Source organism: Angustibacter sp. McL0619 (genome assembly GCF_049994355.1).
Taxonomy (GTDB): Bacteria; Actinomycetota; Actinomycetes; order Actinomycetales; family Angustibacteraceae; genus Angustibacter.
The window spans coordinates 3,754,287-3,773,219 of record NZ_CP188257.1; the positions used below are offsets into that span (position 1 = coordinate 3,754,287).

An 18,933-nucleotide genomic window follows, 5' to 3' on the forward strand; every position below is an offset into this window, starting at 1 on the left:
CGGTCACTGCAGGGCGGGGATGACCTCGCGCTCGAACAGCTCGACGTCCTCGGTGTCGTAGGCCATCCCCGCGAAGTTGGTGATCGTGTACGTCATGCCGGCGGCCTGCAGCGCGGTCAGCCGCTCGACCAGCTGCTCCGGGGTGCCGACCAGCGTGCCGCCACGCTGCATCTCAACGTAGCCCTCCAGCCGCTCGGCGGGCACGAGCGGCTCGCGCTGCGCGCGGTACCAGCGCAGCCTCTCCTCGACCTCGGCCTCGTCCCGGCCGATGAACACGTTGTAGTTCGCGGTGCGCACGATGGCGTCGAAGTCGGTGCCGACCTCGCGGCAGTGCTCCGCGAGCACCGCAGACTTGTGCTTGAAGGTGTCGATCTCGCCGTCGAAGTTCGTGTACTGCGCGTACTGCGCGGCGATCCTCAGCGTCTTGCGCTCGCCACCGCCTGCGATCCACAGCGGGATGCCGCCCGGTTGAACCGGCAGCGGACGACAGATCGCGCCGTCCACCTGGTAGTGCTGACCGTCGAGGGTGGCGACGCCGTCGGTCCAGGCCTGGCGCATGATCTGGACGCCTTCGTCCAGCATGGCGATGCGCTCCCCGGCCCGCGGGAACCCGTACCCGTAGGCGCGCCACTCGTGCTCGTACCAGCCGGCCCCTATACCCATCTCGACCCGGCCGCCGCTGACGTGGTCGACGGTCGCAGCGACCTTGGCCAGGTACACCGGGTTCCGGTACGCCATACAGGTGCACATTTGGCCGAGCCGGACCCGGCTGGTGGAGGCCGCGAAGGCCGCCATCAGCGTCCACGCCTCGTGCGTCGACTCCGCGGTCGGCGCCGGCACGGTGTGGAAGTGGTCGAAGACCCAGATCGACTCCCACACCTCGTTGGCGTCGGCCCGCTGGGCGAGCCGGAGCATGGTGGACCAGTCGTCGGCCGGGTCGATCCCGACCAGGTCGAGCCGCCAGCCCTGGGGTACGAAGATGCCGAAGCGCATGCGGCCACCTTACGAGCGGGTCCCCGGGGGCGCACGACGGGCGCACAGAGGGACCCCGCAGCACCAGGTATGCTCGCGGCCATGTCTTTGCGCCTCTCTGTCATCGGTACCGGCTACCTCGGGGCGGTTCACGCAGCGGCTATGGCCGAGCTCGGCCACACGGTGGTGGCCCTCGATGTGGACGAGACGAAGATCGCCGAGCTGGCCGCCGGCCGGGCGCCGTTCTACGAGCCGGGGCTGCCCGAGCTGCTGACGTCGGCCCTTGCGTCGGGCCGCCTGACCTTCACCACGGACTACGCGCTGGCCAGCGACGCCGACGTCCACTTCGTGTGCGTCGGCACCCCGCAGCGACCCGGCGAGAACGCCGCCGACATGCGGTACGTCGACAGCTCGTTCGAGGAGCTCGCCCGGCACCTGCAGGGCCCCACCCTCGTGGTGGGCAAGTCGACCGTCCCGGTGGGCACGGCGAGCCGGCTTGAGCAGATGCTCCGCTCGAAGGCGCCCGGCGGCGACCAGGTGAGCCTCGCCTGGAACCCCGAGTTCCTGCGTGAGGGCTTCGCGGTCAAGGACACCCTGCACCCCGATCGGCTGGTGTACGGCGTGCATCCGGGCGAGCGCGGTGCGCGCGCGAAGGCACTGCTGGACCAGGTGTACGCCGCGACGATCGCGGACGGGACGCCCGTGGTGGTCACCGACTACGCGACCGCCGAGCTGGTGAAGGTCTCGGCCAACTCCTTCCTGGCCACCAAGATCTCGTTCATCAACGCGATGTCGGAGGTCTGCGAGGCGGCCGGCGCCGACGTCGTCGCCCTCGCTGAGGCGATCGGCCACGACGACCGGATCGGCGCCAAGTTCCTCGGGGCCGGCATCGGCTTCGGCGGCGGCTGCCTGCCCAAGGACATCCGGGCCTTCATGGCACGGGCCGGCGAGCTGGGCGCCGACCAGGCGCTGACCTTCCTGCGTGAGGTCGACGCGATCAACATGCGGCGGCGCTCACGGATGGTCGACCTTGCCCGCGAGCAGTGCGACGACTCCTTCATCGGCAAGCGGGTGGCCGTGCTGGGTGCCGCCTTCAAGCCGGACAGCGACGACGTCCGCGACTCCCCCGCCCTCTCGGTCGCGGCCCAGGTGCGACTGCAGGGCGCGCACGTCACGGTGCACGACCCGCAGGCGATCGCGAACGCCCGTCGCCGCTGGCCCGACCTCGACTACGCCGACTCCGCGCTCGAGGCGATGCAGGGCGCGCACGTGGTGCTGCACCTGACCGAGTGGCAGGAGTACCGCGATCTCGACCCGGCCGTGGCAGGCCAGGTGGTCGCGACCCGCCGGATCATCGACGGGCGCAACAAGCTCGACGTGCACCGCTGGACCGACGCCGGCTGGACGCTGCGCGCGCTGGGCCGCCCGACCGCGGTGGCGCACCAGGCGTGAACGACTCGCAGGTCGTCCGTCGGCTGCTGACCACACCCGCCACCTGGGCCGTGGTGGGCCTGTCCGCGAACACCGCGCGCACGGCGTACGGCGTGTCCGACTGGCTGCGCAGTCGGCTCGACCTGCGCGTCATCCCGGTGAACCCGCGCGGTGAAGGGGTGTTCGGCGAGGCCGGCTACCGGCGGCTGGCCGACATCCCGGACGACGTACAGGTCGCGGTGGTGGACTGCTTCGTCAACAGCCGCCGGGTCGGCGAGATCGTGGACCAGGCCATCGAGCAGCGCGAACGGCTCGGCATCGGGGCCGTCTGGCTGCAGCTCGGCGTCATCGACGAAGCGGCCGCGGCGCGCGCCACAGCCGCCGGGCTGGACGTCGTGATGGACACCTGTCCGAAGATCGAGGCGCCTGCCCTCGGCCTTCGCTGACCGCACACCGCGGGCATCGCGAAGCCCGCGACTAGCGCGCCGTGGAGTGCTGGTCCTGGCCGGTGGCGTGCCGGTAGGCGGCGAAGCCGGTGTACGTATGTCCCGACCAGCCGAACTCGAGCTGCGCGGCGCGGACGCCGACCGCGCTGAAGCTGTTGTGGTCGCTGCGGTTTCGCTGCTCCGACCCGCTCGGCACAGTGCCGTAGACCACGTGCGCGGAGTTGGTCGCGATGATCGTGTTGTGGGTGAACGTGTTGTCCGAGCTGTAGTACTGGACCAGCAGCTCGGGCGATCCGTCGTCCAGCCGGTTGTTGCCGCGCAGCCAGTTGCCGTCGAAGACGTTGTCGTGCGACGTGCCGGTCCGGACGTCGCCGCAGTCCTCGGCGCCGTTGCAGTACCCGCCGGTGGTGATGCCGGTGAACAGGCTGCCGGTCACCACGTTGTGGCTGACCAGCACGTGGTCCGCCGACCCGCGGGGGTTCTCCGCGGCGACCTCGATCCCGATGTCGTCGTCGGTGACCACGTTGTCCCGCACCACGATGTGCGTGCCGCCGTCGACGTAGATGCCGTTCGCGCAGTTGCACCAGGCGGCGGCACCGGACCCGCCCTCCCAGTACGCCGGGTTGCCGCGCGAGACGATCCGGGCCACCGAGTTCTCCGCGATCACGCCGTTGCGCGCCCGATTGAGCTCGGTGTACCGGTACGCGCCCTTGAGCGTCGGCTCGAAGCCGATCGCGTCGATGCCGATGTTGTCGTTGTCGTGGATGCGGTTCCGGGCGATCGTCCAGCCGTCCACGTTCCCGTTGACGACCACGCTCTCGCTGGCACCCAGGTGCAGGTGGTCGACCTCGTTGCCGTCGATCGCGAGATCGGTCACGGACGCCTGCGGGTCGTCGCCGTAGACCGCGATGCCGTGCGCGTCGATGTCGAAGCTGCCCAACGTCGAGTTGTCGTTGCCCAGGTCGTGCACGTGGTTGCCGACGATCCGGACGGCCGTGTCGTGCCCGTGCACGTAGATCCCAGCCGGCGTCACGTCGAGCTGCTCGGTGCGGTAGCCGGTGACGTCGAGCCCGGACACGGTCACCCGGGCACTGTCCGCGATCTCGATGAGCGCGGTCAGGCCGGACGGCGCCACCAGGCCCGCGCCTGACAGCACCGGGTGCTCGTGCCGGTACGGCAGCAGGGACACGTCGTGCACGCCGACCAGCCGGGCCCGCTGGTCGTAGACCCCGCCGCGCAGCTCGATGCGCCCACCGGCCGGCAGCCGGCGCAGGGCCGCATCGATCGTGCGCATCGGGTGGCCCGCCGTGCCGGCGGCCCGGTCCGAGCCGTGCGGCGCGACGATCACCACCGTGGCGGGCGTGGCCGCTGCGGCCGCCGCGGCGGGCGCGGCGCCGGCCACCAGGGCGAGCAGGACGGCAGACAGGACGGCTACGGCTCGAGACGTCATCACTTGATCCCCGTGTTCGCGATGGAGCTGACGAAGAACCGCTGGCCGGCGACGAAGAGCACCAGCACTGGCAGCTGGCTCATCAGCGTGCCGGCCATCAGGATCGGCCAGTTCGTGAAATGGGCGCTCTGGAAGGTGGACAGCCCGAGCTGGACCGTCATGACGTCCGGCGAGGACGTGACGACGAGCGGCCACAGGAAGTCGTTCCAGACCGACAGGAAGGTCAGCACCGCAACGGTGCTCAGGGGTGGCCCCATCAACGGCAGCAGCACCCGGAACAGGATGCGCAGGCGACCGGCGCCGTCGATCAGCGCCGCCTCCTCGAGCTCGACCGGCAGCGAGACGAAGAACTGGCGCAGCAGGTAGATCCCGAACGCCGTCACCAGGTTCGGGGCGATCAGCGCCGGCAGGGTGTCGACCAGATGCAGGTGCTTGATGATCAGCAGGGTCGGGATCATCACCACCTGGAACGGCACCATCAAGGTGACCAGCAGGGCCAGGAAGGCGACCTGGCGCCCGCGGAACCGCAGCCGGGCGAAGGCGTACCCGGCCAGGCTGCACAGCACCACGTTGCTCAGCACGCAGGTGACCGAGACGATCGTGCTGTTCAGCATCCAGCGCGCGAACGGCGAGTCCGTCCACGCCTGCGCGTAGTTGTCCCAGTGCAGGCTCGAGGGCAGCTCGGGTGGGAAGTGCCGGGTCTCAGCCAGGGTCGACAGGCTGGTGACGAGCATCCAGAGCAGCGGGGTCGCCATCAGCAGCGCGATCGGGATCAGCGCGAGGTGCCAGCCGGAGGGCCGCGGCAGGTGCCTGCGACGTCGTTGCGCCACAACGACTTCGGTGCTGTCCAGCGTGGTCATGGCCCGACCTCGCCGGTGTCCGAGCGCTCACGGGTGACGCGCAGCTGGATGAGGGTGATCGATGCGATGGCGACGAACAGCACCACCGCGATGGCCGCCGCGTAGCCGGCGTGGAAGAACTGGAAGGCCTGCTGGTACAGGTAGTACACGACGACGGTGGTGGACCTCGCCGGCCCGCCCTTGGTCGTCGCGTAGACCTCGTCGAACAGCTGCAGCGCGTTGATCGTGAGCCAGACCAGCAGGAAGCCGCTGACCGGCCGCATCAGCGGCACCTGGATCCGCCAGAAGGCCGTCCGGGTCGAACAGCCGTCGATCTTCGCGGCGTCCACCAGGTCGGTGGGGATGCCCTGCAGCCCGGCCAGGAAGATCAGCGCGCCGAAGCCGACCCACCCCCAGACCGTCATCAGCACGACGGCAGGCAGCGCCTGCGTGGGCGAGGCGAAGAACTCGAAGGTGGGCAGCCCCACCTTGCTCAGCGCCGCGTTGACCAGACCGTAGTCGGGGTCCAGTAGCCAGGTGAAGATCACCCCGGTGGCGATGGTCGAGGTGACGACCGGGATGAACACGGCCAGCCGGTACACCGTGATCCCGCGGATCCGGCGATTGAGTGCGGCGGCTGCCAGCAGCGAGAGGACCAGCGTGATCGGGACGAACAGCGCGGTGTAGAGGACGGTGCGGCCCACCGAGTGCCAGAACAGCGGGTCCTGGCTGAGCCGGTCGTAGTTCTGCAGCCCGACCCAGGTCGGCGGGGTCTGCAGGTCGTTGCGCTGGAACGAGAGCACGAACGACCAGACCACCGGGACCAGACCGAACAGCCCGATCAGCAGCAGGCTCGGGCTGATCATCAACCAGCCGGACAGGGCCTCACGGCCGCCCATCGTCAAGCGGGCGGGGCGTCGTCCGTCCGGCTGCGGCCCGCGCGCCAGGATGGTGCGCGGGCGCCGGGACCGGGCCGAGTCCGGCCGGTGCTCCACCGTCGAGCTCACGAACCGGCCAGCACGCTCGCCACCGCTTGGCTGCCGGTCTTCAGCGCAGCGGCCGGCTCGGCCTGTCCGAGCAGCACCGACTGGACCATCTGACCGACCGCGGTGGAGACCTCGGCGTACGACGCGAGGTTCGGCCGCACGTGCTTGACGTTGTCCAGGTTGGCTACGAACACCTTCTCGGCCGGGTACTTGCTCAGGAACGTCTGATACCCGGGCAGCGTGGTCTCGGACTTGCGCAGCGGCAGGTCACCGGTGGCGATGGCGAAGTCCAGGTGCACAGGCGCCGACGTCAGCCAGCTCACGAACTTGACCGCGGTGTTCACGCCCGCCTTGGAGTGGTCGAACAGCATGTACAGGTCAGGGCCAGAGATGGTCTCGTGGTTGCCGTTGTAACCGGGCAGGTAGGTGACGCCGTACTGCACGTCGTCGTTGATGCTGGACAGGTCCCATGGCCCGGTCCACAGCATCGCGATCTTGCCGCTGTTGAAGAGGTTGGAGTAGTTGCCGTTACCGGTGTCCAGGTACACCGACTTGTCGGTGACCGCCATGTCGTGCAGCTGCTGCAGCGCCGCCAGGCCGGCCGGCGAGTCGAACGCCGGCTTCGTGTTGTCGCCGCTGAGCATCTCGCCGCCGGCCTGCCAGAGCATCGCCAGGTAGCGCCAGACGGTGTCCTCGCTGCCGTCGTTGACGTAGGCCCAGCCGTAGGTCTTGGTGCTCGGGTTCGACAGCTTCTTGGCGGCGTCCCGGAACTGCTCCCACGTCCAGTCGTTGGTCGGCTCGGGAACGCCGGCCGCGGCGAACAGCTTCTTGTTGTAGACCAGGCTCAGGTCGTCCACCAGCGCGGGGATGCCGACGACCTTGCCGTTGACCGTCGACGCCTGGCGCTCGGAGGGGTAGAAGTCGTCCCAGTTGAAGCCGCTCGCCTTGACCTTGTCGGTGAGGTCGACCAACTTGGGCTGGCGGGCCAGCTGCGCGGCGGACGAGCCGTACTCGTAGGCGACGTCCGGGTAGTTGCCCGCGGTGAACCCGGCGACGGTCTTCTGCAGGGCGCTGTCGTTGCCGCCGTTGAACAGCAGGTTCACCTTCATCGTCGGGTTCTCGGTGTTCCACTTGTCGGCCTGCGTCTTCAGGGCGTCGGCCTCGGCATCGGTGTACCCGTGCGACACCGTGATGTCGGTCCCGGCGTCCGAGCTGGCGTCCTCGCCACTACTGCCGCCGCCGCACGCCGCCGAGCCGGCCAGCAGGGCGGCGCCCAGCCCGACGGCGACCACGGCCCGGCGGGCTCGCGACACCTGGGCTGCACGAACTGTCAGTCGGTAAGCAGCCATCGGTCACTCCCTGGTCGACGAGCGAAGCAAGCACAGTCGAGCGCGATTCGTGCGCAGTTTTGCACGCTATTTGAAGGCCGGTCAAGAGTCTTGAGCGGGCAGTCAGCGCGATGACGCAGTCAGTCTGCCAGCCGCAGCAATCTGATGACGGATTCTGCTCGAAATGAACGCGTCCTTGCGCGTATGGTGATCGACATGCGACAGGAGGACCGGCTCGGGCTCATCCTGCAGGAGCTCAACGAGCACGGTTCGGTCGGGGTCGGCGGGCTCGCCGACCGGTTGTCGGTCTCCGAGGCCTCGGTCCGCCGGGACCTGCAGCTGCTGGAGAAGCAGAAGCTGCTGACCCGCACGCACGGCGGAGCGGTCGCGTCCGGCGTCCTGTACGAGCTGCCCATGCGCTACCGCGGCGGCCAGCACTTCGAGGCCAAGCGCTCGATCGCCGAGACCGCGACCGAGCTGATCGACGCGGACGTCAGCTCGGTCGGGCTCAACGGAGGCACCACGACCACCGAGGTGGCCCGCGCGTTGGCCTCCCGCACCCACCTGCGGGTCGTCACGAACGCGCTGAACATCGCCTCCGAGCTCGCCGTACGCTCCAACATCGAGCTCGTCGTCTGCGGAGGCAGCGCCCGCTCGGAGTCCTACGAGCTGGTCGGCCCGCTGGCCGAGCTGACGCTGTCGAACATCAACCTGGACGTGGCGATCATCGGCGTCGACGGCGTGCATCCCACCGCCGGTTTCACCACCCACCACGAGGTCGAGGCGCACACGAACCGGGCGCTGGTGCGCTCGGCCGCGCGGGTGATCGTGGTCGCCGACTCGAGCAAGATCGGACGGCGCGGGTTCGCCAAGATCGGCGACATCGCGACCGCCTCCGACATCGTGACCGACGACAAGGCGGCTCCGGCGGACGTCGAGCAGCTGCGACGGCTAGGGCCGCGGGTGCACCTGGTCCGCACGACCTGACCGACGTCCCTACAGCGCCAACGGCTCCCGCAGTGCTGGTGGCAGCCGGTCGCCGTGCGCCGCGACCATGTCGTCGGCCAGCCGCCAGATGGCGTCCACCGACAGCGTCGCGCAGGTGTTCGGGTCGACCATCATCGCCTGGCGCACGTGGTCCGGGCGGCCTTGCACGGCGGCCTGCACAGTCAGCCCGACGACCGAGAGGAACTGCCGGTTCAACGCCGCGCACTGCGGGGGCAGGTCGCCGACGGCGACAGGTCGGGCGCCGTCCTGGTCGACCACGCAAGGGACCTCGACCCCAGCTCCCGCAGCGAGGTTGCCGATCAGACCGGTGTTGGCGACCGTCGCCTGGATGGTGCGGGCGGTTCCGGTGACCATGCTGTGGATCACCTGCGGCGCATACTCGACGGCGTCCTCGTCCGGCTCCACGTACTGCCCGGCGGCTACCTGCGGGATCAGTGACTCGATCTCCGCGGCGTTGTCCGCGCTGATCTGCATGTAGTCGCCCACCGGGATCCGCAGCCGCTCGATCTCGGTGTCGTCGTGCAGGTACCAGGGGACGTACTCGCTGGAGTGCTCGCTGGTCTCGGTCGGGTAGAAGCCGAGCCGGCGGTACAGGTCCACCCGCACCCGGCGGCGCAGCTCGGCGTCGGCGGCGATCCGCTCGTCCAGCAGCGGGTACAGGCTCTGGCCGTCACGCTCCCAGCGCAGCAGCCAGGCCTGGTGGTTCACCCCGGCGCTGTGGAACTGCACCTGCTCCAGCGGCACCTGGACGAGCTCGCACAGGTCGTGCACGGTCCAGAACACCGAGTGGCACAGCCCCAGCACGTTGACCTGCGGGTGCGCGGTCGCCAGGTACTGGATGTTCATCGCCATCGGGTTGGTGTAGTTCAGCAACCACGCGTCGGGGCAGACCGCACGGATGTCGGTGGCCAGGGCGTCCAGGAAGGGGAAGGTCCGCAGCCCTCGGAAGACCCCACCGACGCCGAGCGTGTCGGCGATCGTCTGGCGCAGCCCGTACCGCGCGGGGACGTCGAAGTCGGTGACCGTGGCGGCGTGGCCACCGATGTTCACCGCGTTGATGACGAAGTCGGCGCCGGTCAGCGCACTGCGCCGGTCGCCGTCCGCGCGGACCGTCGCCTCGCTGCCGTGCCGCTCGATCGCGATCCGGGCCAGCCCCTGTGCCAGCTCGAGCCGGCGCGGGTCGTGGTCGTGCATCACCAGCGTCAGCGGGCCGAGGTCGGCGAAGGACAGCAGGTCACGCAGCAGCTGGCGGGTGAACACCGCGGAGCCGGCGCCGACGAAGCACACCGTGGTCATCCGGCGAGCATGCCACGGGACCCAGAACCGAGCAAGATTGAACAGTATTCGTGATTGATTCTGGACAGGTAGAGCAGAGGTCTGCGAAAGTGCAGCCATGTCAGACGTCGTCGCCGCCCCTCACCGGGTGCTCGTCGTCGGCGACCTGAACCCCGACCTGATCCTCACCGGCGACGTCGTCCCGAAGTTCGGCCAGGTGGAGCAGTTGCTCGACCAGGCCACCCTGACGATCGGCGGCTCGGCCGCGATCACCGCGCACGGGCTGGCCAGACTCGGCCGACCCGTCTCGATCGTCGCCGCGATCGGGCGCGACGTGTTCGGCGACCGGCTGCTGGGCGACCTCAGCGGCGCGGGCGTGGACGTCGGTCCGGTCCTGCGCCGCGACGACGTACCGACCGGGCTGACGGTCGTGCTGTCCGCCAGCGAGGACCGCGCCATCCTCACCCTGCCCGGCGCGATCCCGACGGTCACCGCCGCGGAGGTCCGCAGCGCCGTCCGCGCCGCCTGTGGGCGCGGGGTCGCGCACCTGCACGTCGCGTCGCTGTTCCTGCAGCCCGCGCTGGCCACCGAGCTGCCCGAACTGCTCGCCGAGGCCCGGGCGGCCGGCCTGACGACGTCCCTGGACACCAACGACGACCCGCACGGGCAGTGGCTCGGGGTGGACGCGCTGCTGCCCCACCTCGACGTCTTCCTGCCCAACCGCGCCGAGGTGCTGGCGATCGGCCGGGACGGCGACCCCCGCCGCGCGGCGGCGACGCTGGCCTCTCGCGGCCCGCTCGTCGTGGTCAAGGACGGCGCGGACGGTGCGTTCGCGACGACCCTCGACGGGGACGTCGTCCACGTCAGAGGTGCGCGGCGGCAGCCCGTCGACACCGCCGGCGCCGGCGACACCTTCGACGCCGCGTTCCTCGACGGCTGGCTGGACGGGCTCGGGCTCCAGGAGTGCCTGCAGCGCGCCACGACGGCCGGCGCGTTCGCCGTCGCGGCGCTCGGCGGCACCGCCGGCCAGCCGACGCGCAAGGACCTGCTCGACCAGGGGAAGGCCACATGAGCACTGACACCGGGCACGCCGCCACGCACGTCGGCCGCGAGATCCGACACCAACCGCAGGCATGGGCGACCGCCCTGTCGCTGCTGCCCGACCTGACCGACCTGCTGCCCCAGCCCGGCGAGCGGGTCGCGGTGATCGGCTGCGGCACGTCGTGGTTCATGGCTGCGGCCTACGCCTCGCGCCGTGAGCTCGGCGGTGCCGGCGAGACGGATCACTTCGCCGCCAGCCAGTTCCCCGCCGCCCGCCGCTACGACCGGGTGGTCGCGATTTCGCGCTCAGGCACCACGACAGAGGTGGTTCGCGCCATCGAGGCCACGGGCTCCCCCGTCGTCGCGATCACGGCGGTGCGCGACAGTCCGGTCGAGCAGGTCGCGGACCACACGATCGTGCTGGACTTCGCGGACGAGCTGTCGGTGGTGCAGACCGTGTTCGCGACCACCGTGCTGATGCTGCTGCGCGGCTCGCTGGGCGAGTCGCTCGAGCCGGTGATCGCCCAGGCGAGCGAGGTGCTGGCCAGCGAGAACCCCTACCCGCCCGAGCTGGTGCACGTCGACCAGATCACCTTCCTGGGTCAGGACTGGGCGTTCGGGGTCGCCCAGGAGGCAGCGCTGAAGCTGCGCGAGGCCGCCCAAGGATGGACCGAGGCCTATCCGCAGATGGAGTACCGGCACGGCCCGATCTCGGTCGCCCAGCCCGGCCGCGCGGTCTGGGTGTTCGGCCGGCCGGTGCCCGGGCTGGCCTCGGACATCGCGGCGACCGGCGCGCAGCTGGTGGACGCCGAGCTGGACCCGGTCGCCGACCTGGTCCGCGCCCAGCTGCTGGCGGTCAGCCGCGCGCAGGCCCAGCGGCTGCACCCGGACCAGCCCCGCAACCTGACCCGGTCGGTGGTGCTGGCCCAGGACGCCCGGCCGACGCCATGACCGTGGTGCGCACGGGTGACCTGGTCGCCGAGGCGTCCCGCCGGCACCGGGCGGTGGCGGCGGTCAACGTGATCACCCTCGAGCACGCCGAGGCCATCGCGCAGGCCGCGGGGGCCACCGGCACCGCGGTGATCATGCAGATCAGCGAGAACGCGGTGCGCTTCCACGGCGGGCTGCTCGAGCCGGTGGCGCTGGCCACGGCCGCGGTCGCCAGGCACTGCCCGGTGCCGGTCGCCCTGCACCTGGACCACGTCACCGACCCCGACCTGCTCGCCCAGGCTGCCGGGTCGGTGTTCAGCTCGGTGATGTACGACGCGGGCGCCTTGCCGCACGAGGAGAACATCGAGCGCACCCGCGAGGCCGTCGCCTTCGCCCGCGGGGCCGGGCTCTGGCTGGAGGCCGAGCTGGGCTACGTCGGTGGCAAGGCTGACGCGCCGTCCAGCGCGCACCAGCCCGGCGTCCGCACCGACCCGGACGAGGCCGCCGCCTTCGTGGCCGCCACCGGGGTGGACGCCCTCGCCGTCGCGGTCGGCAGCTCGCACGCGATGACCAGCCGCACGGCGCACCTGGACGCCGAGCTCATTGCTCGGCTGCGCGACCGGCTGCCGGTGCCGCTGGTGCTGCACGGCTCCTCAGGTGTGTCCGAGGACGAGCTGCGGCTCGCCGTCCGGGCCGGCATCGCGAAGGTCAACTACGGGACCGGCCTGAACCTCGCGATGACCGCGGCGATCCGGCACTGCCTGCAGGCGGACGAAGCTCTGGTCGATCCGCGCAAGTACCTTGCGCCCGCGCGCGATGCCATGGCTGACACGGTCGGCGCCCTGCTGGGGGCGCTCGGCTGAGCGCATGGTTCCCGGTGCTTGTCGGGACGATGACGGGCCCGTGCCCTAGTGCCTGCTGCCGTCGGCGTCCGACTGCAGGACGACCGGGCCGAACCGAACTCGTGTGGGGCCATCATGAAGCCGCTCGACCAAGTGGTGCGGGACCGGGTGGCGCCGGTCCTGAAGGACGCTGGCTTCAAACGCAAAGGCAGGGCCTTCTGGCTGGCGTCGCCTTCCGGTGACTACGCGGTCGTGGCCGTCAGCGCGTTCAAGCTGGCGGTGCACGACGCGGAGTTCTTCGTCGACTTCGCGGTGACGCCGAAGGCGTACCTCGACTTCGTCAACCGCAACGGCGACGCCCAGGGAGCACCCGGTGGTCTGTGGACCGATCGGCTGCAGGTTCCCGGCAAGCAGACCATCGCGATGCGAGACCACTGGTCGTTCGACCTGGACGACGACGCCACCGGCGAGCAGCTCACGACCCTGTTGCGCCAGGTGGTTCCCAGCCTGATCCGCCTGCTCGACCGCAGGAACCTGCTGGCCTACGTGCGAGAGCCGAGCACCAGGATGCAGGAGATCTGGATCCGGCCCCGCGAGGCCGCGGTTGCGCTGCTGCTCGCCGATGACGGACCGTCCGCCGAGCTGGAGCAGCTGGTCGGCGGGCTGGCCCAGGACGATCGCCACGCCGAGCTGGTCGCCTTCATCCGGCGGCGGGTGGTCGAGAGCTCGATCGGCTGACTAGCTGACCCGCGGCAGGTCGCCCACCTCGGGGTGACGGAGCGTCCAGCCCGCCCAGGCCGACTCGACCATGTCGCGCAGGTCGTACCGTGCGTCCCAGCCCAGGTAGTGCCGGATCGCGTCAGCCGACGCAACCGTGCGGGGCGGGTCGCCGGGACGGCGCGCGACGACGTCCGGGGTGACGTCCAGGCCGGTCACCTCACCGATCATCCCGATCACCTCACGGACCGAGGAACCCTGCCCGCGGCCGATGTTCAGCGAGAGTGACTCGCCGTCGCCGTCCAGGTGGTGCGCGGCCGCCAGGTGCGCCGAGGCGATGTCGGCGACGTGGATGTAGTCGCGGATGCAGGTGCCGTCCGGCGTCGGGTAGTCATCGCCGAAGATGCGCGGGCGCTGGCCGGCCGTCAGCCGCTGGAAGACCATCGGGATCAGGTTGAGCGCCTCGGGGTCGCCGAGCTCTGGGGTCGCGGCGCCCGCCACGTTGAAGTACCGCAGGCAGACTGACCGGACGCCGTATGCGGTCCCGGCGTCCTTGGCCAGCCACTCCCCCACGACCTTGGTCTCGCCGTACGGAGACTCGGGCACCAGGTGGCTCTTCTCCTCCACCAGCGCGGTTTCGGGGGCACCGTAGGTCGCGGCGGACGAGGAGAACACGAAACGCTTGACGTTCGCGTCCCGCATGGCCTCCATCAGCACGAGCTGGCCGAGCACGTTCTGCCGGTAGTAGTAGAACGGGTCGGCCACGCTCTCGCCGACCTGCTTCTTCGCAGCGATGTGCACGACCCCCGTGACGTCGTGCTCGGCGATGGCGCGGTCCACCTGCTCCCGGTCGAGCAGGGACGCGTGCACCAGGGGCGTGTCACCGATCCGCGAGGCGTCCCCGGTGGACAGGTCGTCCAGCACGACGACGTCCACCTGAGCCCCACGCAGTGCCCGCACCACGTGCGCGCCGATGTATCCCGCCCCGCCAGTCACCAGCCACGTCATGCGCAGAAACCTACCGGGACTCCACCTGCACCAACCCGCTGGACTCCCCCGTCGTTGCTCCACCCAGCCCGGTTTACTCAGCCCGGCCCGGTGTTTTGGCCCGGCGAAGCGGGCTGAGCTGAGCAAACCGGGTGGGGTGGAGCAACCAGGGCGATGGTCAGCCGGCGCCGAAGCCGACGTTGCCGGCGCGCCGCGAGCGCAGCCGCTCACCCTTGGCGTGCGCCTGCGCACCGAGCTCGCTCTGGAAGTCGGACATCTTGCGCCGCAACGCCTCCGCGTCACCATCGGCACCGGCCGACAGGATCCGGACGGCGAGCAGCCCGGCGTTGCGCGCACCGCCGACCGACACCGTGGCCACCGGGACACCGGCGGGCATCTGCACGATCGAGAGCAGCGAGTCCATCCCGTCCAGGTACTGCAGCGGAACCGGCACCCCGATCACCGGCAGCGTCGTCACCGACGCGAGCATCCCCGGCAGGTGCGCCGCTCCCCCGGCGCCGGCGATCAGCACCCGCAGCCCGCGCTCGGCCGCCGCGGCACCGTAGTCGAGCATCTCGCGCGGCATCCGGTGCGCCGAGACGACGTCCACCTCGTGCGGCACGCCGAACTCGTCCAGCGCCTTGCTGGCCGCCTCCATCACCGGCCAGTCCGAATCGCTGCCCATGACCACGCCGACCAGCGGCCCCGACGTCCCCGTCATTGCGTCACCACTCCCTGGATGTAGTCCGCCGCGTGCCGGGCCCGCTCGCGCAGGTCGGCCAGGTCGTCCCCGCACACCGTGACGTGGCCGAGCTTGCGACCCGGCCGCACCGACTTGCCGTACAGGTGCACCTTCAGCGCCGGATCATGCGCCAGCAGGTGCTTGTACGTCGGGTAGAGGTCGGGATAGTCGCCGCCCAGGACGTTGGCCATCACCGTCCAGCGGGCTCGCGGCGAGGTGTCCCCGAGCGGTAGGTCGAGCACCGCGCGCAGGTGTTGCTCGAACTGGCTGGTCACCGAGCCGTCGATGGTCCAGTGCCCGCTGTTGTGCGGCCGCATCGCGAGCTCGTTGACGACGAACTCGGGACAGTCCTCGGAGCCGGTCTCGAACAGCTCGACCGCCAGCACGCCGGTGACGTCCAGCGCCCCCGCGATCCGCAGCGCGGCCTCCGTGGCGGACGCCGCGAACGCCGGCGACAGGCCTGGTGCCGGCGCGATGACCTCAGTGCAGATCCCGTTCTGTTGAACCGTCTCGACCACCGGCCAGGCCGCGGCCTGACCCATCGGGCTGCGCGCGACCAGCACCGCCAGCTCGCGCCGGAAGTCGACCTTCTCCTCGGCCAGCAGCGCGCCTTCGCCGTCCAGCCGGTCAAGCCAGTCCGCGGCGTCCGCCACCGTCGAGGCGACCAGCACGCCCTTGCCGTCGTAGCCGCCGCGCGGGGTCTTCAGCACGATTGGCCAGCCCGCCCGCTCGCCGAAGTCCACGAGGTCGCCGGCCGTGCGCACGGGTGCCCACTGCGGGCAGGGAACGCCGATCCCCCTGAGTCGCTCACGCATGACGAGCTTGTCCTGGGCGTGCACCAGGGCGGCGGCGCTCGGGCGCAGCACGGCACCACTCGCCTCGAGGGTGCGCAGGTGCTCGGGCGGGACGTGCTCGTGGTCGAAGGTGACGACGTCGCAGTCCGCGGCCAGCCGGCGAAGGGCGGGCAGATCGGTGTGCAGTCCGGGCGGGGTCTGCGCCGCGACCAGGGCCGCACTGGCGTCCGGCGCCTCGCTGAGCACGCGCAGACCCAGGCTGAGCGCGGTCGCCGGGGCGAGCATCATCCGGGCCAGCTGCCCCGCGCCCACGACCCCGACGAGCGGGAACCCCCCAGGGTGGCGTACGGCGTCCGGCGACACGTCGGCTGCAGTCGTCTCACCCACGACGGCGAGCCTAGTCGGCGGGCCTCTGTCAGCCGACGGGGCTACCCTGACCTTCGCGCGGGCACCCCGGCTGCGCGCCCGCAGACCCGCCAGCCCCGGTACGGAGCCCGACTTGGCCCTCAGCTCGCTGCTCGACCGCGCCCGCGGCGCGATGGACGTCGTCGTCCGCGAGATGATCAAGTTCGGCGCCGTCGGCGCGGTCGCGTTCGTGGTGGACGTCGGCGTGTTCAACCTGCTCCGCTACGGCCTGGGGGACGGCGGCCCGCTGGAGGCCAAGCCGATCACGGCCAAGGTCATCTCGGCGACGTGCGCGACCGTCGTCGCCTGGCTGGGCAACCGGATCTGGACCTTCCGCCACCGCGGTCGGCTCAAGGCGGCGCACGAGTTCGCGCTGTTCGTGGCGTTCAACGTGATCGGCATGCTCATCTCGGTGGCCTGCCTGTGGTTCAGCCACTACGTGCTCGACCTGACGACGGCCCGGGACGACAACATCTCGGCCAACGGTGTCGGGCTGCTGCTGGGCACCCTGTTCCGCTTCTGGGCCTACCGCACGTTCGTGTTCACCGCCGAGCTGGCGGACGACGAGGTGCTGGGCAAGCACCACGATGAGCACGCCCCCGCCGTCCAAGACTGACCCACGCCCACCTCGTGCCCCTTTGTGTCGCGGCGCAACGCAGTTCCAATAGGTTCGTAGTAGCGGCACGCAGTCCCTGTTCAGCGCTTGTGGGACTGCGTGCCGCTACTCCAATAGGTTCGTAGCTGCGTTGCGCCGCGACACTCAGAGCTGGGGGGCATGCGGGGGTTAGTCGACGGCGCTGAGGAAGACGGCGAACACCGGCGGACGGGCCCGCACAAGCTCCAGCCGCCCGCCGTCCGCCTCGGCTAGGTCACGGGCCAGCGCGAGCCCCAGACCGGTGCTGCCGCTGCTGCTGACCGACCGCTCGAAGATCCGCGAGCCCAGGGACGGCGGCACGCCCTCGCCCTCGTCAGTGACCTCGACGACCACCGACCGACCGGTCCGCCGCGCGGTGATCGACACCGTGCCGCGCCCGTGCTGCAGGCTGTTCTCCACCAGCGTGGCCATCACCTGGGACAGCGCCCCCGGGGTCGCCACCACCGAGATCTTCTCCAGCGGGTGCAGCACCAGCCGGCGTCGCCGCTCGCGGAACGCCGGCGTCCACTCCTCGACCTGCTGGTCCAGCAGCTCGCCGAGGTTGACCGACGTCACGGTCGCCCGGCGCTGCAGCCGCGAGCGGGCCAGCAGGCTGTCCACGACCTGGGTGAGCCGCTCCACCTGGTTGAGCGCGACCCGCGCCTCCTCGTGGACCTCGTCCACCTCCTCACTGGTGGCGATCTCCTCCAGCCGCATGGACAGTGCGGTCAGCGGCGTGCGGAGCTGGTGGCTCGCGTCCGAGGCGAACTCGCGCTCGGCGGCCAGCGCGGCGGTCATCGAGGCGGCGCTGCGCTCCAGCCCTTCGGCCACCCGGTCCAGCTCGGCGACCCCGCTGCTGACCGGACGCAGCCGGGACTCGCCGCGGCCGAGCCGGTCCGCGTTGTCGGCGAGCACCTCCAGCGGCTCGACCAACCGCCGGGCCTGCCACAGCGCGGACAACGTGGCGACCCCGAAAGCGACCAACGACAGCCCGAGGATGACCAGCCCGAACTCGGCGACCTCCCAGTTGAGGACCGAGCGTTCGATGTCCACGGCGACCATCACATCGTCCTGGCTGACCGAACGGCGGATCACCTGACCGGTGGGCGCCGTGCCGACGTCCAGCACCCCGTCCGGCGAGGAGATCCGGGCATGCAGGTGCCCCGCGTTCCGGCCCTGGCCGAGCAGCAGCTCGACCTGGCCGGCGAGCTCGGGCAGCGGGGCGGTCGAGCCGGCCACCAGCAGCTGCAGCACCATGGCCCGGCGGCTCAGGTCGGACTCGGTTTGCCGGGTCACCGTCCAGGCGCCCAGCCCGAGCAGCGGCACCCCGACCAGGAGAACCCCGACGGCGGCCGCGATGAGCGCCGAGCGGAGCATGCGAGCGCGCACCGGCGCGGCTCAGGCGTCCCGCTCGAACCGGAAACCGACGCCACGGACCGTGGCGATGAACCGCGGCTGGCCGGCCTCGTCGCCGAGCTTTCGGCGCAGCCACGAGACATGCATGTCCAGGGTCTTCGTCGAGCCGTACCAGTCCGCGTCCCAGACCTCACGCATCAGCTGCTCGCGCGGGACGACGCGCCCGGCCTCGCGCACCAGCACGCGCAGCAGGTCGAACTCCTTGGCGGTGAGCTGCAGCTCGTCGTCGTCCAGGAACGCCTGCCGGGCCTCCGCGTCGATCCGCACCCGCGGCGACGGCTCGGACTCGTGGCTACCGCGGCGCAGCAGGGCGCGCGCCCGGGCCAGCAGCTCGGCCAGCCGGAAAGGCTTGGTCACGTAGTCGTCCGCACCGGCGTCCAGGCCGACCACGGTGTCCACCTCGTCGGCCCTGGCGGTCAGCACCAGGACCGGGACCTCGCTGCCGGACGCTCGGAGCTCACGGCAGACGTCCAGGCCGTCCATGCCCGGCAGGCCCAGGTCCAGCACCACCAGGTCGACCCCGTCGCGAGCGCCGGCCAGCGCGCTCGGTCCGTCGGCCCGGACGTCGACCTCGTACCCCTCGCGGCGCAGCGCACGGGCCAGTGGCTCGGCGATCGAGGCGTCGTCCTCGGCCAGCAGCACCCGCGTCATGCGCGTCATCGTAGGGGCAGCGGCGTCCACTTTGTGATC

Annotated in this window: 19 protein-coding genes; 8 read left to right on the top strand and 11 right to left on the bottom strand. The window is 71.0% G+C overall.

What is annotated here, in order from left to right; translation table 11 throughout:
• Positions 1–3 precede the first annotated feature (3 nt).
• Positions 4–993 (bottom strand): LLM class F420-dependent oxidoreductase, encoded by a 990-nt coding sequence (locus ACPPVT_RS17390; RefSeq protein WP_426562440.1) that lies wholly within the window; start codon positions 991–993, stop codon positions 4–6.
• Between the two features lie 81 nt (positions 994–1,074).
• Between ACPPVT_RS17390 and ACPPVT_RS17395 the strand changes: the two genes are divergently transcribed.
• Positions 1,075–2,424 carry a UDP-glucose dehydrogenase family protein gene (locus tag ACPPVT_RS17395; RefSeq protein ID WP_426562442.1) on the top strand — a complete coding sequence of 450 codons (1,350 nt, stop codon included), beginning with the start codon at positions 1,075–1,077 and terminating at the stop codon, positions 2,422–2,424.
• A complete protein-coding gene (locus ACPPVT_RS17400; RefSeq protein ID WP_426562444.1) occupies positions 2,421–2,849 on the top strand; it encodes a CoA-binding protein in 429 nt (142 codons plus the stop codon). Before ACPPVT_RS17395 ends, ACPPVT_RS17400 begins: the two co-directional genes overlap by 4 nt.
• Before the next feature lie 31 nt (positions 2,850–2,880).
• On the opposite strand, the gene ACPPVT_RS17405 is transcribed toward ACPPVT_RS17400, so the two are convergent.
• Genes ACPPVT_RS17405 through ACPPVT_RS17420 form a run of 4 tightly spaced genes read right to left on the bottom strand, consistent with a single transcriptional unit; the run spans position 2,881 to position 7,473 of the window.
• Entirely contained in the window at positions 2,881–4,299 is a 1,419-nt protein-coding gene (locus tag ACPPVT_RS17405) for a DUF5123 domain-containing protein (RefSeq protein ID WP_426562446.1), read from the bottom strand.
• Positions 4,299–5,159, bottom strand: coding sequence for a carbohydrate ABC transporter permease (locus ACPPVT_RS17410; RefSeq protein WP_426562448.1), 861 nt, complete (start codon positions 5,157–5,159; stop codon positions 4,299–4,301). Before ACPPVT_RS17410 ends, ACPPVT_RS17405 begins: the two co-directional genes overlap by 1 nt.
• The gene (locus ACPPVT_RS17415) at positions 5,156–6,145 is read right to left on the bottom strand and encodes a carbohydrate ABC transporter permease (protein ID WP_426562450.1); all 990 of its coding nucleotides are present in this window, start codon (positions 6,143–6,145) and stop codon (positions 5,156–5,158) included. Before ACPPVT_RS17415 ends, ACPPVT_RS17410 begins: the two co-directional genes overlap by 4 nt.
• A complete protein-coding gene (locus ACPPVT_RS17420; RefSeq protein WP_426562451.1) occupies positions 6,142–7,473 on the bottom strand; it encodes an ABC transporter substrate-binding protein in 1,332 nt (443 codons plus the stop codon). Before ACPPVT_RS17420 ends, ACPPVT_RS17415 begins: the two co-directional genes overlap by 4 nt.
• Positions 7,474–7,668: 195 nt before the next feature.
• On the opposite strand from ACPPVT_RS17420, the gene ACPPVT_RS17425 reads away from it, so the two are divergent.
• Positions 7,669–8,439 (top strand): DeoR/GlpR family DNA-binding transcription regulator, encoded by a 771-nt coding sequence (locus ACPPVT_RS17425; protein WP_426562453.1) that lies wholly within the window; start codon positions 7,669–7,671, stop codon positions 8,437–8,439.
• Between the two features lie 9 nt (positions 8,440–8,448).
• Here ACPPVT_RS17425 and melA read toward each other — a convergent pair whose 3' ends face one another.
• Positions 8,449–9,756 (bottom strand): alpha-galactosidase, encoded by a 1,308-nt coding sequence (gene melA / locus ACPPVT_RS17430; RefSeq protein ID WP_426562455.1) that lies wholly within the window; start codon positions 9,754–9,756, stop codon positions 8,449–8,451.
• Positions 9,757–9,853: 97 nt separating this feature from the next.
• On the opposite strand from melA, the gene ACPPVT_RS17435 reads away from it, so the two are divergent.
• The 4 genes from ACPPVT_RS17435 to ACPPVT_RS17450 all read left to right on the top strand — a co-directional run bounded on the left by ACPPVT_RS17435 (position 9,854) and on the right by ACPPVT_RS17450 (position 13,286).
• Positions 9,854–10,807: a carbohydrate kinase family protein gene (locus tag ACPPVT_RS17435; RefSeq protein WP_426562457.1), complete on the top strand. Its 954-nt coding sequence runs from the start codon at positions 9,854–9,856 to the stop codon at positions 10,805–10,807.
• Positions 10,804–11,727 carry an SIS domain-containing protein gene (locus ACPPVT_RS17440; RefSeq protein WP_426562459.1) on the top strand — a complete coding sequence of 308 codons (924 nt, stop codon included), beginning with the start codon at positions 10,804–10,806 and terminating at the stop codon, positions 11,725–11,727. Before ACPPVT_RS17435 ends, ACPPVT_RS17440 begins: the two co-directional genes overlap by 4 nt.
• Positions 11,724–12,569: a class II fructose-bisphosphate aldolase gene (locus ACPPVT_RS17445; RefSeq protein WP_426562461.1), complete on the top strand. Its 846-nt coding sequence runs from the start codon at positions 11,724–11,726 to the stop codon at positions 12,567–12,569. Before ACPPVT_RS17440 ends, ACPPVT_RS17445 begins: the two co-directional genes overlap by 4 nt.
• A gap of 114 nt (positions 12,570–12,683) precedes the next feature.
• A complete protein-coding gene (locus tag ACPPVT_RS17450; protein ID WP_426562463.1) occupies positions 12,684–13,286 on the top strand; it encodes a hypothetical protein in 603 nt (200 codons plus the stop codon).
• On the opposite strand, the gene galE is transcribed toward ACPPVT_RS17450, so the two are convergent.
• The 3 genes from galE to ACPPVT_RS17465 form a co-directional block, all read right to left on the bottom strand.
• The gene (gene galE, locus ACPPVT_RS17455; RefSeq protein ID WP_426562465.1) at positions 13,287–14,273 is read right to left on the bottom strand and encodes a UDP-glucose 4-epimerase GalE; all 987 of its coding nucleotides are present in this window, start codon (positions 14,271–14,273) and stop codon (positions 13,287–13,289) included.
• 157 nt (positions 14,274–14,430) lie between these two features.
• Entirely contained in the window at positions 14,431–14,973 is a 543-nt protein-coding gene (gene purE / locus ACPPVT_RS17460; protein WP_426562467.1) for a 5-(carboxyamino)imidazole ribonucleotide mutase, read from the bottom strand.
• The gene (locus ACPPVT_RS17465; protein WP_426567193.1) at positions 14,970–16,076 is read right to left on the bottom strand and encodes a 5-(carboxyamino)imidazole ribonucleotide synthase; all 1,107 of its coding nucleotides are present in this window, start codon (positions 16,074–16,076) and stop codon (positions 14,970–14,972) included. Before ACPPVT_RS17465 ends, purE begins: the two co-directional genes overlap by 4 nt.
• Before the next feature lie 211 nt (positions 16,077–16,287).
• On the opposite strand from ACPPVT_RS17465, the gene ACPPVT_RS17470 reads away from it, so the two are divergent.
• Positions 16,288–16,809, top strand: a complete 522-nt coding sequence (locus ACPPVT_RS17470) for a GtrA family protein (RefSeq protein ID WP_426562470.1) — start codon at positions 16,288–16,290, stop codon at positions 16,807–16,809.
• A gap of 168 nt (positions 16,810–16,977) precedes the next feature.
• On the opposite strand, the gene ACPPVT_RS17475 is transcribed toward ACPPVT_RS17470, so the two are convergent.
• The gene (locus ACPPVT_RS17475; protein ID WP_426562472.1) at positions 16,978–18,204 is read right to left on the bottom strand and encodes a sensor histidine kinase; all 1,227 of its coding nucleotides are present in this window, start codon (positions 18,202–18,204) and stop codon (positions 16,978–16,980) included.
• A gap of 21 nt (positions 18,205–18,225) precedes the next feature.
• Positions 18,226–18,894 carry a response regulator transcription factor gene (locus ACPPVT_RS17480; RefSeq protein ID WP_426562474.1) on the bottom strand — a complete coding sequence of 223 codons (669 nt, stop codon included), beginning with the start codon at positions 18,892–18,894 and terminating at the stop codon, positions 18,226–18,228.
• Positions 18,895–18,933: the final 39 nt, after the last annotated feature.

Coding starts and splice junctions, on each gene's coding strand:
- ACPPVT_RS17420 (WP_426562451.1), bottom strand. CDS start 7,473: ATGGCTGCTTACCGACTGACAGTTCGTGCAGCCCAGGTGTCGCGAGCC.
- ACPPVT_RS17390 (WP_426562440.1), bottom strand. CDS start 993: ATGCGCTTCGGCATCTTCGTACCCCAGGGCTGGCGGCTCGACCTGGTC.
- ACPPVT_RS17410 (WP_426562448.1), bottom strand. CDS start 5,159: ATGACCACGCTGGACAGCACCGAAGTCGTTGTGGCGCAACGACGTCGC.
- ACPPVT_RS17475 (WP_426562472.1), bottom strand. CDS start 18,204: ATGCTCCGCTCGGCGCTCATCGCGGCCGCCGTCGGGGTTCTCCTGGTC.
- ACPPVT_RS17395 (WP_426562442.1), top strand. CDS start 1,075: ATGTCTTTGCGCCTCTCTGTCATCGGTACCGGCTACCTCGGGGCGGTT.
- ACPPVT_RS17425 (WP_426562453.1), top strand. CDS start 7,669: ATGCGACAGGAGGACCGGCTCGGGCTCATCCTGCAGGAGCTCAACGAG.
- ACPPVT_RS17440 (WP_426562459.1), top strand. CDS start 10,804: ATGAGCACTGACACCGGGCACGCCGCCACGCACGTCGGCCGCGAGATC.
- galE (WP_426562465.1), bottom strand. CDS start 14,273: ATGACGTGGCTGGTGACTGGCGGGGCGGGATACATCGGCGCGCACGTG.
- ACPPVT_RS17435 (WP_426562457.1), top strand. CDS start 9,854: ATGTCAGACGTCGTCGCCGCCCCTCACCGGGTGCTCGTCGTCGGCGAC.
- ACPPVT_RS17450 (WP_426562463.1), top strand. CDS start 12,684: ATGAAGCCGCTCGACCAAGTGGTGCGGGACCGGGTGGCGCCGGTCCTG.
- ACPPVT_RS17465 (WP_426567193.1), bottom strand. CDS start 16,076: ATGATGCTCGCCCCGGCGACCGCGCTCAGCCTGGGTCTGCGCGTGCTC.
- purE (WP_426562467.1), bottom strand. CDS start 14,973: ATGACGGGGACGTCGGGGCCGCTGGTCGGCGTGGTCATGGGCAGCGAT.
- melA (WP_426562455.1), bottom strand. CDS start 9,756: ATGACCACGGTGTGCTTCGTCGGCGCCGGCTCCGCGGTGTTCACCCGC.
- ACPPVT_RS17445 (WP_426562461.1), top strand. CDS start 11,724: ATGACCGTGGTGCGCACGGGTGACCTGGTCGCCGAGGCGTCCCGCCGG.
- ACPPVT_RS17405 (WP_426562446.1), bottom strand. CDS start 4,299: ATGACGTCTCGAGCCGTAGCCGTCCTGTCTGCCGTCCTGCTCGCCCTG.
- ACPPVT_RS17480 (WP_426562474.1), bottom strand. CDS start 18,894: ATGACGCGGGTGCTGCTGGCCGAGGACGACGCCTCGATCGCCGAGCCA.